This window comes from Bacillus sp. MSP13 (assembly GCF_000815295.1).
Lineage (GTDB): Bacteria > Bacillota > Bacilli > Bacillales > Bacillaceae > Bacillus > Bacillus vallismortis.
In genome coordinates this window covers 356,365-370,688 of sequence record NZ_JXAQ01000004.1, presented here as the reverse complement: position 1 = coordinate 370,688, position 14,324 = coordinate 356,365, and the positions used below count along the sequence as shown (strand labels likewise).

General features: G+C 40.5%; 13 protein-coding genes, 3 pseudogenes and 1 riboswitch. Of the genes and pseudogenes, 7 read left to right on the top strand and 9 right to left on the bottom strand.

The features are described from left to right. The first annotated feature begins 202 nt into the window (after positions 1-202). Together SC79_RS05100 and SC79_RS05095 are read left to right on the top strand one after the other, a co-directional pair. Positions 203-1,147, top strand: a complete 945-nt coding sequence (locus SC79_RS05100) for a VanW family protein (protein ID WP_039074137.1) — start codon at positions 203-205, stop codon at positions 1,145-1,147. Between the two features lie 19 nt (positions 1,148-1,166). Continuing rightward, on the top strand, positions 1,167-1,661 hold the full coding sequence (locus tag SC79_RS05095) for a hypothetical protein (RefSeq protein WP_039074275.1): 495 nt from the start codon (positions 1,167-1,169) through the stop codon (positions 1,659-1,661). Between the two features lie 227 nt (positions 1,662-1,888). Here SC79_RS05095 and SC79_RS05090 read toward each other — a convergent pair whose 3' ends face one another. Continuing rightward, a complete protein-coding gene (locus SC79_RS05090; RefSeq protein ID WP_039074136.1) occupies positions 1,889-2,011 on the bottom strand; it encodes a PhrK family phosphatase-inhibitory pheromone in 123 nt (40 codons plus the stop codon). Further along, a pseudogene (locus SC79_RS21255) lies at positions 2,008-2,352 on the bottom strand (aspartate phosphatase); the annotation flags it as partial. The pseudogene SC79_RS21255 and the gene SC79_RS05090, both read right to left, overlap by 4 nt. Here SC79_RS21255 and SC79_RS21500 point away from each other — a divergent pair. Beyond that, a pseudogene (locus SC79_RS21500) lies at positions 2,340-2,520 on the top strand (DUF4944 domain-containing protein); the annotation flags it as partial. The pseudogenes SC79_RS21255 and SC79_RS21500 overlap by 13 nt on opposite strands. A gap of 310 nt (positions 2,521-2,830) precedes the next feature. Here the strand turns inward: SC79_RS21500 and SC79_RS05085 are convergent. Next, positions 2,831-3,514: an SOS response-associated peptidase gene (locus SC79_RS05085; protein ID WP_039074135.1), complete on the bottom strand. Its 684-nt coding sequence runs from the start codon at positions 3,512-3,514 to the stop codon at positions 2,831-2,833. A gap of 232 nt (positions 3,515-3,746) precedes the next feature. Here SC79_RS05085 and SC79_RS05080 point away from each other — a divergent pair, with 232 nt between their 5' ends. Then, a complete protein-coding gene (locus SC79_RS05080) occupies positions 3,747-4,463 on the top strand; it encodes an NPP1 family protein (RefSeq protein WP_039074134.1) in 717 nt (238 codons plus the stop codon). A 742-nt stretch (positions 4,464-5,205) separates the two neighbouring features. Here the strand turns inward: SC79_RS05080 and SC79_RS05075 are convergent. Beyond that, entirely contained in the window at positions 5,206-6,243 is a 1,038-nt protein-coding gene (locus SC79_RS05075; protein ID WP_039074274.1) for a polysaccharide lyase family 1 protein, read from the bottom strand. A 169-nt stretch (positions 6,244-6,412) separates the two neighbouring features. Between SC79_RS05075 and SC79_RS05070 the strand changes: the two genes are divergently transcribed. Further along, the gene (locus tag SC79_RS05070) at positions 6,413-7,090 is read left to right on the top strand and encodes a YoaK family protein (RefSeq protein ID WP_039074133.1); all 678 of its coding nucleotides are present in this window, start codon (positions 6,413-6,415) and stop codon (positions 7,088-7,090) included. Positions 7,091-7,351: 261 nt separating this feature from the next. Then, entirely contained in the window at positions 7,352-8,050 is a 699-nt protein-coding gene (locus SC79_RS05065) for an expansin EXLX1 family cellulose-binding protein (RefSeq protein WP_039074132.1), read from the top strand. A gap of 56 nt (positions 8,051-8,106) precedes the next feature. Here SC79_RS05065 and SC79_RS05060 read toward each other — a convergent pair. Then, positions 8,107-8,696 (bottom strand): annotated as a pseudogene (locus tag SC79_RS05060) (4-hydroxyphenylacetate 3-hydroxylase C-terminal domain-containing protein); the annotation flags it as partial. Positions 8,697-8,811: 115 nt separating this feature from the next. Here SC79_RS05060 and SC79_RS05055 point away from each other — a divergent pair. Further along, positions 8,812-10,497: a methyl-accepting chemotaxis protein gene (locus SC79_RS05055; RefSeq protein ID WP_039074273.1), complete on the top strand. Its 1,686-nt coding sequence runs from the start codon at positions 8,812-8,814 to the stop codon at positions 10,495-10,497. A 115-nt stretch (positions 10,498-10,612) separates the two neighbouring features. Here SC79_RS05055 and SC79_RS05050 read toward each other — a convergent pair whose 3' ends face one another. The 4 genes from SC79_RS05050 to SC79_RS05035 form a co-directional block, all read right to left on the bottom strand. Beyond that, a complete protein-coding gene (locus tag SC79_RS05050; RefSeq protein ID WP_039074131.1) occupies positions 10,613-10,906 on the bottom strand; it encodes a YozQ family protein in 294 nt (97 codons plus the stop codon). 58 nt (positions 10,907-10,964) lie between these two features. After that, positions 10,965-11,087 carry a hypothetical protein gene (locus tag SC79_RS05045; RefSeq protein ID WP_039074130.1) on the bottom strand — a complete coding sequence of 41 codons (123 nt, stop codon included), beginning with the start codon at positions 11,085-11,087 and terminating at the stop codon, positions 10,965-10,967. A gap of 468 nt (positions 11,088-11,555) precedes the next feature. Continuing rightward, positions 11,556-11,849, bottom strand: coding sequence for a hypothetical protein (locus tag SC79_RS05040; RefSeq protein WP_039074129.1), 294 nt, complete (start codon positions 11,847-11,849; stop codon positions 11,556-11,558). A gap of 103 nt (positions 11,850-11,952) precedes the next feature. Then, entirely contained in the window at positions 11,953-13,995 is a 2,043-nt protein-coding gene (locus SC79_RS05035) for a molybdopterin oxidoreductase family protein (RefSeq protein WP_039074128.1), read from the bottom strand. A 148-nt stretch (positions 13,996-14,143) separates the two neighbouring features. Continuing rightward, positions 14,144-14,235, top strand: a riboswitch (SAM riboswitch). The last annotated feature ends 89 nt before the right edge of the window (positions 14,236-14,324 follow it).

Below are 14,324 nucleotides of genomic sequence, written 5' to 3'. Positions count from 1 at the left end.
GATTTTTCATTTTAGATAAGCCAAAAGTCGATTATAAGCAACGAATGACACTGTGTGCTTCAGGCAGCTCGGAGAACAATGAAAGATATGGATTTCCTTTTAAGGATTTATTATGGCTGAAAAATAGTGTAACAACGATAGGAAGAAATACATCAAAGGATAAACTGGTGTTCATACTAATGGTCAGGAGGTAAACCGGCTTATGATACACATGTGGATCACTGGTCTTTTATTATTGGCTCAACCAAGCGAGCCGACTGACAGCTTATCGGTGACACAGCAAGGGCGTACGATAGCTACTATTAACCGTGAAAGCTTTACATTGCCTCTTCCCGGTACCCCGATAATTGACCATGAAAAGTACCGTGAATTCATCGAACAGCTCAATAAGCACATTTATCGTGAGCCGATAAACGCTGTGCTTAACGATCAGGGAAGCATTGTCCCGGGCAGGGTTGGGTACAGACTTTATCAACAGGCGTTTATGGAAACGTTTTATGCGTTTTTCTATGGCCAAGGCCCTTCCAAGGTAGAAGTGCCGGAATTAAACATTTATCCAAAAGTTGACAGTGAACTGCTTGCTCACATCAGTACACATCAGCTTGGCCATTACGTAACGTATTTTAATGCGAATAATAAAAGCCGCTCACACAATATTTCCCTTTCTGCCAGAGCGATTGACAATCATGTTGTCTTCCCTAATGAAACGTTTTCGTTTAATCAAGTTGTTGGGATGAGGACTAGAGATAAAGGATATAAAAGTGCACCCATTATTGTTAAAGGTGAGTTGTCTGAAGGTGTAGGCGGAGGGATTTGCCAGGTATCATCAACACTATATAATGCAGTCGATCGCGCGGGACTGCGAATCGTTCAGCGTTATTCTCATACAAGAAGCGTGCCATATGTTCCGCCTGGACGCGATGCGACAGTAAGCTGGGGAGGTCCTGACTTTCTCTTTCAAAACCAATATAACCAGCCAATACTCATTCGGGCCAAACGGCGTGGGGGAAGTATGGTTGTTACGCTTTACTCTTCTGATATGATCAATAACAAACTGAGAAACGTTCCTAATGCACCATCTCAAATACCGAAAGAAATAAATGTTGAGCGGCAATTGGATGCCTTTATTGGAGAACCAACTAAATAAGAAAGAAGGGATAAATGAAGTGAAGAACGTATTATTTTTCTTATGTGTTTTATTATTTTCATTTCATTTTGCTCAACCAAAAACATCCGCCCTGACTTTTTCTGTGTTACCCATTACACAAAAAACAGAACAGTGGTCAGTACAAGTAAGTGAAGCAAAAAATGTAAAGGGATTAGCGCGTCCTAAGAAAGGGGTATATCATGTATATTCCTTGGAAGTCAAAAACATAGGGAAGGAAGCGGCTACGGTCGATGTGCAATTGTATCGAAATGATCCTGACTCAATCACAAGGTTTTCGCTTTTTGGATGCCCTAATGAAAATGGTATAAATCAAATAGAAGAGGCTAAAACGTTAGCTCAAAGTTTAAACGACGGCTCGCCGTTGAGGTTTAATCATTTTATGCTGGCAAATAAGGCTTCTGAATTAGAAGTGGTGATTATTTGGACGCAAAAAGGGCAGGAAGGGCGCCATTTAAAACAGAGCTTTACATTCACGGAAGACGGCGTACATTAGGCGTATAAGCAGCTTGTTTTAAAATTTGCCAGTCAATGAAATAGTGTTTTCAACTTTATATAGAGAGAATATTAATCAGGATGAAGCTCCTGATGAAGAAAGGGGAGAGTAACAAAAAAAAGATGGGATGGCTTGAACTTAATGCTGCCTTAAGTTGTAGGAAGCTTGAAATAAGGAAAATAAAAAGCCCACTCTCATGAAGTGGGGTATATCGATTGCTCTTCTTCTTAACCTCCGACCGGCCTCTCAGCAACTTCGATACTAGATGGTGAATCTGTACTCAATTGCGCTAAAGCTACTCCACTTAAAATGACAGTTAAAATAGAAACGCAAAGAACTAGTTTTTTCATAAGATTCCCTCCACTTGATTCATTTTCTGTTCAGCCCACATCTTTTCATTGAAAGAGCTTGGTGCTTCTTCAAAAGCACCTATTGTTTTAATCTTTTCGCGGCTAAGTAGGCTAATTCCTCAACACTTTCAAGGTCATTTTGTCGTTTCAACAATTGAATATATTCAATGCAATTTTTAAAATTGGTTTTCATTCGCCGCAATAAAGGTTGTATAAGATGTTGATTTTGGCTTCGTATACGTTATTCTCCATTAATATGAATCTTTCCTGTGCTTTATTGTAAAAATGAATGGCTTTCGCTTTTTCGTCAATTTAAATTGTTCTTTAATCATCGGATACAGGTGAAGAAATGCCAGAGGGAGGTCAAATGCCAGACCACATCGCTACCTTTAAACTTTATGCTTGAAGAGGAAGTAATAGGACATGATCTATTAGTTAAAGTGGAGTGGAAGACAGGCGATAAAAAACAAACAGAGGACATAAAATTATATAAGAAAATATGGTATTAAATGAGAGCTGAAAGTTGACTGAATGTCTTCACTGGAGGCGACTGATTCAAAGCCCATTCATGGATTAAGGATTGAATTCAATCCAGTTGTTACAAAACACTTTGCTTTTCTGCAACGGACTTAGTTTTAATAAGCAATGTAAACCCTATTGTCTAAAGGGGTCTACATTGCTTATTATCAGTTTACATAATAATATTATTGTGATATTTCGCCAGAATTAACTAACTGATCTTTGTACTAAAGATTCACACTAAATTAGTGAGTAGGCACTAAGAAAATAAAGCTTGTTTACATAATATTCAAGCTCATACTACCCACCATTCTGTGCATCAAGAAGCTCAGGTGAATTGTTTTTAGGTGAGTTTACTAATGACGAAACCTGGTATGCTTCCATATCATCACCATCGTAAGGCTTCAGTAAGTGTTGCAGATGAGCAGGATCTGTATGTGAAGGATTCAGCCACTCTTTTTCATCCCTATGCGTCAGTATAACCGGCATTCGGTCGTGTATATCTTTCATGAACTCATTAGGTGTAGTTGTTATGATTGTGCAGGTGCCAAGAGGAGTCCCTTGAGGTGTTTTCCACACTTCATATAACCCGGCAAACGCAAAAAGAGCGGATGATTTCAATTTGATCCGGATCGGAATTTTGGTTTTGGGATCAAGCCGTTTCCATTCATAAAAACTGTCCGCCGGAATCATGCAGCGTTTGCTGACAAGCGGTTTTCGAAACGCCGGCTTCTCAGTTAATGTTTCAGTCCGAGCATTGATCATTTTATAACCGACCTTTTCATCCTTTGCCCACGGGGGGATGAGACCCCATCTAAGCTTGCCTAAGCGCTGATTTGATCCATCATTGATGATTGCCAAGATGTTTTGTGAAGGTGCAATATTATAGCTTGGACGGTATTCGGCTTTAGGGAAAAATTGATCGATGTCAAACTGGTCAATAATATCATCAAATGCAGAGAACAAAGTAAACCGGCCGCACATATCCATCATCCTTTTTTGTATTTTTAAATAGTGTACAGGTTGGATCCATGAAAATCAAAAAACGAAAGTGCTCTGCAGGTTAACTTGAAGGTAAAGATTGATGGATCATTGTATCGATTCTGTTTATAGCTTTTAAGATTCTGTAAATTTGATTGAATGGGGTTTCCCCTATTTATATAATGACTTTGCAGCTTGGATTTTACATAACGAATGCGATAAGGGGGAAAGTGAAATGAAGAAAATTTCGTTCGCTGTTTTGATGTCATTTCTTTGTTTTATCAGCTTGGTTCCAACAGTTGATGCTGCTGTCATTGATCATGACAAAGTCGTAGGTTTCAATGAAGTTGTCCCAACTACTATTTCTCAAAAGGCAGAAAAAAAGTTTCAGCCGTATTTGAAAGTTTATAGCGGCTGTGTGCCCTTTCCGGCGGTAGATGCACAAGGCAATACAAGTGGCGGGTTACAGCCATCTGGGTCGTCTAAAGGAGATTGCAGCAAACATACCGGACAAGTTTATTCACGTTCAACTTGGTACAATGGCGTGTGGGCAATTATGTATGCTTGGTATTTTCCAAAGGATGAGCCTTCACCAGGTTTGGGTCATAGACATGACTGGGAAGGAATCGTAGTGTGGGTCGACAATCCGTCTAACAAAAATGCAAACGTTTTATCCATTGCATACTCCGGACATGGGAAATTCACGAATGTTCAGCCAAATGAAAGAAATATGAAGGATACACATCCATTAATTGCGTACAACAGCACATGGCCCATAAACCATGAGTTGCATATTAGTGATCAAGTAGGGGGCACTCAGCCATTAATCGGGTGGGAAGACTTAACACCGGCAGCGAGGAATGCTCTCAATACAACGGATTTCGGTAAAGCGAATGTCCCTTTTAATGACCCTCATTTCACGAATCATTTAGAAAAGGCATGGTTTAGATAATGCATAATGTAGCATGCTGAATTTGACATTAGATTTTTTTCAGCATCCTCATGACAAGATGCATAAAGTTTATATTGATTAGCGTTTTACATTCCTATAAACGCTTTACGTTAAGGATATAGCAGAAGCGCTGAGCTGATGATGTAGAGCTGCAAGAGAGGATTGTAAGGATGTAAACGTTAGTGCGGTTATCAATGTAAAGAGCTGTACGCGCACGAAGCAAGGGTTAAATGTAAAGGCCGGTTTAAAAACTTGGGCCTTTTTTTAATGAATGGGTGTCTGGAGAATGAACAATTGGAGCCAGTTTAGAAGGCAATGTTAGTTGAAAATGCTAACAGCAATATTTACATATAGAAACAGGCTTTTTTGTATCAGCCCTTTATTAACCTCCAGAGTGTGTTGTTAATCTAGTATCATTGTTAGCGCCAGTTGCCTCAAATTACAATACCGGACAAACCATATTAAAGTGATGGCGGTCTAGTTTATAAAACGAATTCACATGTAAATAGAAGAATTGATAGTAAAACATTGTTTGAGCCGATTCTTTTTATTCTATTTACTTGCGATAAACTGGTATAATAAAAAATCGATTGAGACGTTGTAGCGAAAAAGAACATAAGCTTTTTGGCAAGAATAGTTAGACTGGTCCTGGGCTTGAGCTTGAGGGAGGCAATAAAACCGCTTGAAAATACCCTATAAGAGCAAAAGAGGCTCGGCGTTTTTTACGCAGGCCTCTTTTATGTCAGTAGCCAAATACAAGAGTTGTACTTTGTGATCCGGCATATTTCGTGACAAATTCTTTTGTATATTGCGGCGTTTGGACACGGTAGCTATAGTTAGAGCCGGGATTCCATGAAGTCAGCGGAGAGGTTTGCTTGTTTAGAGACGGATAGCTGCCTATATCCTTGAAATAGCCAGTGCCCTTGTCATCTAGGATTCCGCCTTTTTCACTGCCTTTCCCGAAGTAATTATATTCGGAATATATTCTTGCTTTTGTGGCAATAGTAATCGCCTGGTTAAAGTTGTTGCTGTAATTGTTTTTAACATGAAAATATCCGTATCTCATGAGACCCGGGCCTCTTACATACAAGTTCTCAAAATAATTGTTGGCGATTGTCATGTGGGGATAGCCGTCATATTGATGCTGTGAATCATCTGGGTATCCCAAAATCAAACCATATTTATGATTCGCGAATTTTGAGTTGCTGATCGTGATATAATCCGCTGATTTTCCGATATATAGGAGCTTGTCCAAATCACTTCCGCTTGGGCTGTAACTGTGGCCTGAGAATGTGACGTGGTCAATCCAATAGTTGATGCCAGAATCTAAATAAAGCTGGATATCGTTATTTCCGTTAATCTGCGGACTGTGTTCAAACGTCAGATTTTGAAAAATGACGTTTCCTGATGCAGATGAAGTTGTTAAATAAATGTTCTTCAGCGTTTTTTTCGCGTAAGAGCCTACGAGTGTTTTATTTGAGCCAATGGTGACTGTTGTCTTCGAAGATGCGGAAATATCATTTTGAAGCACTAAAATTTTCGGAGTGGAACCTCCTATATGGGTTTTTAAATCATTAACGCTTTGAATGTAAACAATCTGGCCATTTTTTCCGCCCGTTGTACTTGCTTTAGAAATGCCTTTTTCATTTTTAGCATTTCCGGCAAATCCTAAAAGGCCATTCGTCGAGGTATTTGGAAAATCGACAGCTCCAAATGCTTTTCCAGGCAAGAGAACCAAAAACAAACTAAACACGGCGAACCATAAACAAAATCGTTTCAGCATAATCTGCCCCTTTCAATTAAATTTCCTTGCGGAGATTATTATTACAGGTAATGGAATGGAATAATAGGTGCTATCTTCCTAATTAAAGCCGGGTTATGAAAAAATAAACAGATTTCGTTAAAAAAACATACTCTCAATTGAAATAGAAGAAGGGATTGATGCACCGTTGACTGCAGCAGCTTATCGAAACACCTTGCTTTCACTTTTATGTTTAACAGCTGGAATCGTGGATGTAATCGGGTATTTAAGCCTGGGACATGTATTTACAGCGAATATGACTGGGAATATTGTATTGTTGGGGTTGGCGATCGGCAAATCCCTTGAGGTCACAGTTTTTCATTCTTTGACTGCGCTAATCGGATTTATATGTGGCGTCATTATATCAACACTGATTGTCGGAAAGGCAGAAAATACCCTGTGGCCTACTGCGGTGACAAAAGCTCTGGCACTTGAAGCATTCATTTTGTTTATCTTTGCTTGTCTCTCTTTTTATTCGGCTTTTGTTCCTGTATACATCCTTATTATTCTCATGAGCATATCCATGGGGATTCAAACCATCGCAGCTAAAAAGCTGGGAATCGCCGGTATTTCTTCAACTGTGTTGACTGGAACACTGGCTTCTCTTTTAGAGGATTTGTCCGGCCGTTTGTTTTTTAAGAAGCAGAAGAAGGCTTTTGTAAGAGACGCTGTGTTGCGAGCGCTGGCTATTATCTTATATTGTGTGGGGGCTATTATTGTAGCTTTAGCTGAGCCTGATTTTTATCACATCATCATTTGGGTTCCGATCGTGATGATATTTGGCATCATGCTGACAGCTAAGTTGAAACTGAGCGGGGAAAAATAAAAGCAGTTACCAGATCAGCAGCTTGTTTCATGTCGCAAAGGGCTATAGGAATGCAGCACAGTAAATATAAATATGAAATTCGACTGACATGCGCACTCGTTCATTTGTATGGTTTTTTCAGAAACACCCTACCTTTGATATATGAATGATAGTGAATCTGTCTTGAAACCATCTATGAATCTATTTCCTCTTTCAAACCAGATGATAGAGCTTTAAAATGATAATGATTCTCATTTAAAGTCTGGACTGAGGGGGACATGCATGAAAAAGAATATCAGTGCTATTGTTGGTGTGGTTTTATTGATGCTCCTTTGTTTTTCCCCGCAAGCTTCGGCAGCATATGACGATCTGCATGAGGGGTATGCAACGTATACAGGATCGGGTTATTCAGGAGGGGCTTTCCTGCTGGATCCCATTCCTTCTGATATGGAGATTGCTGCAATCAATCCGGCAGATCTCAACTACGGGGGAGTGAAAGCGGCACTTGCAGGCTCGTATTTGGAAGTCGAAGGGCCAAAAGGAAAAACCATTGTCTACGTTACCGACCTGTATCCTGAAGGCGCTCGGGGAGCTCTCGACCTGTCACCTAATGCTTTCCGTAAAATCGGCAATATGGAAGATGGAAAAATCAATATCAAATGGCGTGTTGTCAAAGCTCCGATCACAGGACATTTCACCTACAAAATTAAAGAAGGCAGCAGCAGGTGGTGGGCGGCAATCCAAGTCAGAAATCACAAGTATCCGGTTATGAAAATGGAATATGCTAAGGATGGAAAGTGGATCAACATGGAAAAAATGGACTATAATCATTTTGTCAGCACCAATCTAGGGACAGGCTCTCTCACAGTCAGAATCACTGACATCCGAGGGAAAGTTGTGAAAGACACCATTCCGAAGCTGCCTGAAAGTGGAACGTCCAATGCATATACAGTGCCGGGCCATGTGCAGTTTCCTGAATAAAAAGCACGAAACAGCGGATCTTATCCCGCTGTTTTTTTATTTTCCTTTGAATCGTATCAATCATCAATATGTGCATATAAAAATTCTTTAATCAAGTTTACTTGCTCTTGCTTCGGATACGTGCTATACAGTCTGCTTGAAATCCGTAATGGATCTCCATAAAAGTATCTTTCGTAGTGAGTTTGTCTTGTTCCGAATGAACTCATCGTTAAATCCCATGGCAAACGAAAATTCTCACCCGTTCTTCAGCATTTGTATTGGTTGCTTGGAGGTATTGATCAAGATCTTCCCGGATCGCTGAGTCAAACGCTTTTTCTGTCGGCAGCGTCACCATCCCGTTAGCGCCAATTAGTTGAATGATTTCAGTCAGCCGCGGTTATAAAGTAGGGATGATCGTACTGATGACTTGCAGCGGAATCAAACTGGGCCGCATATAGCCGTATTCATCTAACTGGGCATCATGTTCTGACTTGTCAATGAGTGCCTTCATGCTTTCCAATCCTACAATGATTTGAGAGGGTTTTTCTTGAATATGCTGATATTCAGAAACATTAATCGTGACGATCAAGAGCTGTGCGACTCCTAATAGAAATTCTATTTTGATCATTTGCCTAATGGTGACCTGGTGAAAGGTAAAGGCGTGATAGCACTATAAACTTCATCAAACATGTCGATATTATTGACAAGGGTTTAAGCGAATGATGATTCAAACGCTTGAACTTTTTTTTACCTATTACATCGTGCAGAAAGGGAATCGACATATGAATGTGAAAACAAAATTGCTGGGAATTATATCGATATTAGTGATTTCAATCTTTGGAATTGGAGGCTCCTCCGTTTTTATGATTTCTTCTACTGTGAAAAAAAATGAAGAACTTAAAGACAAAATGGAATTCCAAAAAGAAATGAAACACATCCAATATCGTTTGGCCGGTTTATCAAATGATGAAAGAGGCTTTCTGATTAACGGAGACAAAGAATATGACGAGGGAATGCAGGAAAAAGCAGACGATATCTTAAAAAGCCTCGATCGGATCAATGACTTGATTGATAAAGAGAATGATCAATCAAATATCGAAGACATTAAGTCAAGTTTCACTCAATATAGGGCTTTAAATCAGCAAGTAGTAAAAGCCTACTCTTCAGATCCTAAAAAAGCAGAGACCATCCATTTTGGAGAAGAAAGAACGTTAAGAAAAGAAGTTGTAGATCCAGCTGTGAATAAGCTGTCTGACCGCTTGGATCAAGAGGTGGAGGCTCTAAAAGGTGAAATACGCGCCAATGGGGAAAAGAGTCAATGGTTCATCAGCATTGTTACAGGGGTATCAATCATATTAGGCATTGTTTTAAGTTTATTGCTGTTAAAGTCCATTATGGTGCCATTGAGAAGCTTGAATAAGCAGCTTGAGGAAATTGCTCACGGAGACGCTGATTTAACGAAAAAAGTCATTGTAAAAAATAAAGACGAATTTGGACAGCTTGCTCAATCTTTCAATTCTTTTACCCAATCATTAACTCAAATTGTAAGGCAGATCAGCAGTTCATCTGAGCAAGTCGCCGCATCTTCTGAAGAATTATCGGCAAGCGCGGAAGAATCAAAATCAACTTCTGAACATATTTCCGGAGCCATGCAGATGGCTGCCGACAGTAATGCAAAGCAAAGCTCAATGACAGAAAAAAGTGCGGAATCCATTACTGAATTATTAGACAGTATTTCATCTGTTGCTTCAAATACGGGTAACATAGCGAATCTTTCTTCTTCAATGAGAGATAAAGCTGAAATAGGGTCGAAATCCGTCAACAAAATGTTGGAGCAGATGAAATTTATAGATACATCTGTAGGTTCAGCCGGAAATGGTTTGGAGGCATTGGTTTCGAGCACAGCGGAAATCAGTGATATCTCTTCATTGATCACAAATATTTCCGAGCAGACAAATCTGTTGGCGCTGAATGCAGCGATCGAGGCGGCCAGAGCAGGAGAGCAAGGGAAAGGATTTGCTGTGGTGGCAGAAGAAGTTCGGAAATTGGCCGATGAAACAAATAAATCTGCAAAACACATCCAATCAGTGGTAACAACCATCCAAAATGAATCAGTTGAGACGGTGAATAACATTAAGGTTGTTCAAGAAAATGTGAGCTCGGGTATTATGCTTTCTCAAGAGACAACAGGGAATTTCAATGAAATACTGAACCTTGTGGAACAGGTCACTTCTCAAATACAAGAAGTGGCAGCGGCAACACAGCAGCTTACATCAGGCGTTGAAGTGATTCAGCAGACAGTACATACATTAGCCGCTGGCACAAAAGAAACATCAGCACATACAGAAGCCGTTGCAAAATCATCACAAGAACAGCTCAATTCAATGGAGGAAATCTCCTATGCTGCAGAATCTCTATCCGAGTTGGCGGAAGAACTTCAAACCGTCATTAATCGTTTTAAATATTAATAAGGCTGCATTTTTAAACCCCATCTAATCCGGTGGGGTTTTTCTGCTTTGCAGTGGTTGTTTTTAAAAAAAACGGAACTAACTTGCTTCTTTTAAGCTAGCTCCGTTTGAATGACTAGTCTAAATTCTGATCAATAGTCCCTTCAAAATAGTCATCGCTGACTTGTTCATGAGTTTCAGCCAATCCTTTTTCCAATTGCGTCGTTCCTTTATAATCAGAAGGTTCGAAATATCTGCCAGCGACATCCGTGTTGTCAGTTATGTTTTCTTTCTTATGAGTTTGATTTTCAGCCTTTGTATGTTCCGCTTGACCATTTTCATTTAAAGACTGCTGAAAATCGTATTCCTTGTCAATTGAAGAAAATCTTTTGTAGTCATCCGGTCTGTCTGCTCCGTTTTTTTGAGTCACTTTTACTCACTCCAGACTATTGAAATTTACTGTGTCAGATATGGGAATAAGGCAAAACTCATTTCGTTCTTTTAGGATCAGAACCATGTTTTTTAGGGTTATCTGCTTTGAAGGCTGTTTCAGTCTCATGGTCATTTCTTATTTGCTCAATACTTGAATTTTGAATTCCTTTTTTACTCAATTGGTGTCACCCCTTTACGAAAAGTGTTGAATATCAACTCTTCTTATTCTGTCTGTTAGGCAGGGATTCATTCGCTTTATTTTGTTGATTGGGCAATCCGATCGTATTAATTGATAAGGAAAACCGACATTTTTGGAACCTTTCGTTCGTACATTGCGGATTTGAAGAGGCTGTATAGAGCTGAGATTTTGATCTGTATGTTTAGATGAGAGCGATTTAGCTTATCATAAAGGGAGGGAACTGAAGAGGGGATATGCTTTAATAAGGAAAGCCATAAAAAATGAATTGGTGTTTCAAAACGCAAACAGACAATGGAACTCAAGATACATTTTGGAATATTACGAAAAATCCGAAAGCGGAATACAACGTTTGGTGTTGCGGCAACACCATGTGTTTTTACAAATTTACTTAAATGAAAAGTCGCTAAGAAGAGCGTCACTAATGAATACGCCCTTCTCGGACGTCGCTTTATTCACCCTGATGTTTCTCAACTAATGTGAATGTCCATTCTTTTAACAGATGTTTTTGCACAAACCTTTTTCCGTTTATTTCAACGTAAGGCAGGTCTTTCATCTCCCCGGCTAATTGTTTTGCCTCTGCTGTCGTTATTCCTAAAAAATATCCGATGTAATAGTGAATATCTCGTTCTTTTATTAACAAGGTATCACTTTTTTCATATGCTTTTGGATGATTCATTTGTTTTACGCCTTCACCGATAAAATATCCAGCCAAAGCAATACCGATTCCTAAAAAAACGTCCATGTGCATGCCTCCATTTTTTCGATGTTAGGTTATACGAGATTGGCCTGCTTCAAGTTTCATTTTCTAACCAAAAAACCGCCAGAATGTGCTCTGGCAGTTTTTTTTACGCTTTTTCGATCTGCACCCGGCCTGAAAAAAAGGTAGCGCCGCCGCCCATATCGGATAAGCGGTCTGGAGTGAGCGCGTTTACAAGCTGTTTTTTTCCTGGTTCATCGGCCCATAATCCTTGACTGACAACAACACCCGGCAGCACTTGTTCTCCGACTGCAGCGGCCAGCTCGCATTCTCCCCGGCTGTTCCAAATTCGTACAGCGTCTCCATCAACGATTCCGTATTCTTCAGCATCTATTGTGTTGATAAAGAGTTTTGGCGTTTTTTCAAGCTTGATGTGTTTCGGATTGTTGGAAAATGTTGAGTTTAAGAAATTATGATTTGGCCCCGGAACATACATAAACGGAAGGTCGTCATCGTTTGCAAGAGGCGTATGTGCCGGTAGAGCAGGGAAACCGTCTTGCTTCATTTTTTGTGAATACAATTCTATTTTTCCGCTTGGAGTCGGGAGTTTACCCGGAAACAGCGGTTTTTCGCGTTTCGCTTTCATAAAGGAATGCGTACTTAGTGAGTCATAATCAATCTCCGCCAAATGCGGGTTATCTGGATGGTCAAGCGCCTGACGGATTAATTCTTCATCAGAATCTTTGAGCTCCTGGTCTGTGAAGCCCATTGCTTCAGCCAGTAATCGGAACACCTCGGTGTTAGACTTGCTTTCTCCATATCTCTCAATCACCGGTTGTTGAAGCTGAATATAATGGTGCCAGTAGGAGGTATAAAAATCAGTATTTTCAAAAGCGGATGTAGCAGGCAGTACAATATCTGCATATGCAGCTGTTTCTGTTAAAAACAAATCATGAACAACAGTAAACAGGTCTTCCCGCAGCAAGCCCTTTCTGACTTTGGTCGCTTCTGGCGCGACAACGGCCGGGTTCGTCCCGTAAATAAAAAGGGAACGGATCGGCGGATCTGTTTCCAAAAGCACTTTGCCGAGCTGATTCATATTAAATGATCTTGGTGTGCGCCCATTTAGTAAGTCAGGCCGCTGCAAGGCATTCGTGTTATATGCTAAAATTCCGCTGTTATGCTTAATTGCGCCGCCCCCTTTGCGCCGCCATTGGCCGGTGATGGCTGGAAGACAGGCAATCGTCCGTACGATCATCCCGCCGTTATCATGGTGCTGGAGCCCGTTTCCGATTCTGATAAAAGAAGGGGAGGTGTCGCCGTACATTCTTGCCAGCTGGTATATATCGTCGATGCTGACACCGGTGATCCGCGATACCTTTTCCGGATCATACTGTTTCACGTGTTCACGGAGCTCTTCATAGCCGACTGTGTATTCAGACAGAAAGGCTTCATCATGAAGATTCTCTTTAAATAAAATGTGCATGATGCCAAGGGCAAGTGCGCTGTCGGTTCCGGGTTTTATGGGAATAAACCAATCTGCGAGACGCCCTGTCTGGTTTTTATGCACATCAATGACGACAATTTTGGCACCTTGTTTTCGCGCTTTTTGAGCGATTGTAATTTGGTGCATATTTGTGCTGACCGCATTAATTCCCCAAAATAGAAATAGTTTTGTATGAATGGTTTCCTCAGGATCGGTTCCCGCGCTAATGCCCATTGTATATTTGTAGCCCTCAGATCCCGCTTTGCTGCAAATTGTCCGTTCAAGCTGGCTTGAGCCCAGACGATAAAAGAAGCGGCGGTCCATTCCTTCAGCTGTTAATTTCCCCATATTTCCATAAAAACTGTATGGAAGTATGCTTTCAGCACCATCTTCATCAATCAGCTGTTTCCAACGTGCGGTGATGGTATCGATCGCCTCTTCCCAAGAGATCGGTTCAAATATCGCTTTGCCTTTCGCGCCAGTCCTTTTGAGCGGTGTCGTCAGCCGCTTTTCATCATAGATGCGCTCCGTCATGTTTCGGACTTTGTTGCATATGTTTCCTGCTGTGACAGGATGGTCAGGATCACCTTGCACTTTCACTATTTTTCCATCTTTTTTATGTATTAGCAATCCGCACTGATCCGGGCAGTCCAGCGAGCAAACCGATTTAAAAATGCCGTTTTGTTGTGTGGCAAATGATTTCATGGCCCAGTACCTCTCTCTAGTTAAATATTTTGTAAGAATTATAACACTTCCGATGATAACGTCAATTCTGAAAAAAAGAGATTGACAACAATCTGAGACTTCTTTATGATAAACGTATTCTTTATTCTGAAAATTACATACTCAACATTTTCTATCCAGAGAGGTGGAGGGACTGGCCCTATGAAACCTCGGCAACATTATTGTGCCAATTCCAGCAAGCGTCAGCTTGAAAGATAGGAAAGCAAGGTTTATACCTGCGTCTGTCTCTAAACAGGGCATGCGCTTATACATGAATCTCTTTCCATCTTCGGAAAGAGATTTTTTTATGT

Excerpts from the sequence above, each read along its gene's own strand:
- SC79_RS05100 (WP_039074137.1), top strand. The coding sequence starts at position 203 with ATGATACACATGTGGATCACTGGTCTTTTATTATTGGCTCAACCAAGC.
- SC79_RS05090 (WP_039074136.1), bottom strand. The coding sequence starts at position 2,011 with ATGAAAAAACTAGTTCTTTGCGTTTCTATTTTAACTGTCATTTTAAGT.
- SC79_RS05085 (WP_039074135.1), bottom strand. The coding sequence starts at position 3,514 with ATGTGCGGCCGGTTTACTTTGTTCTCTGCATTTGATGATATTATTGAC.
- SC79_RS05080 (WP_039074134.1), top strand. The coding sequence starts at position 3,747 with ATGAAGAAAATTTCGTTCGCTGTTTTGATGTCATTTCTTTGTTTTATC.
- SC79_RS05065 (WP_039074132.1), top strand. The coding sequence starts at position 7,352 with ATGAAAAAGAATATCAGTGCTATTGTTGGTGTGGTTTTATTGATGCTC.
- SC79_RS05055 (WP_039074273.1), top strand. The coding sequence starts at position 8,812 with ATGAATGTGAAAACAAAATTGCTGGGAATTATATCGATATTAGTGATT.
- SC79_RS05040 (WP_039074129.1), bottom strand. The coding sequence starts at position 11,849 with ATGGACGTTTTTTTAGGAATCGGTATTGCTTTGGCTGGATATTTTATC.
- SC79_RS05035 (WP_039074128.1), bottom strand. The coding sequence starts at position 13,995 with ATGAAATCATTTGCCACACAACAAAACGGCATTTTTAAATCGGTTTGC.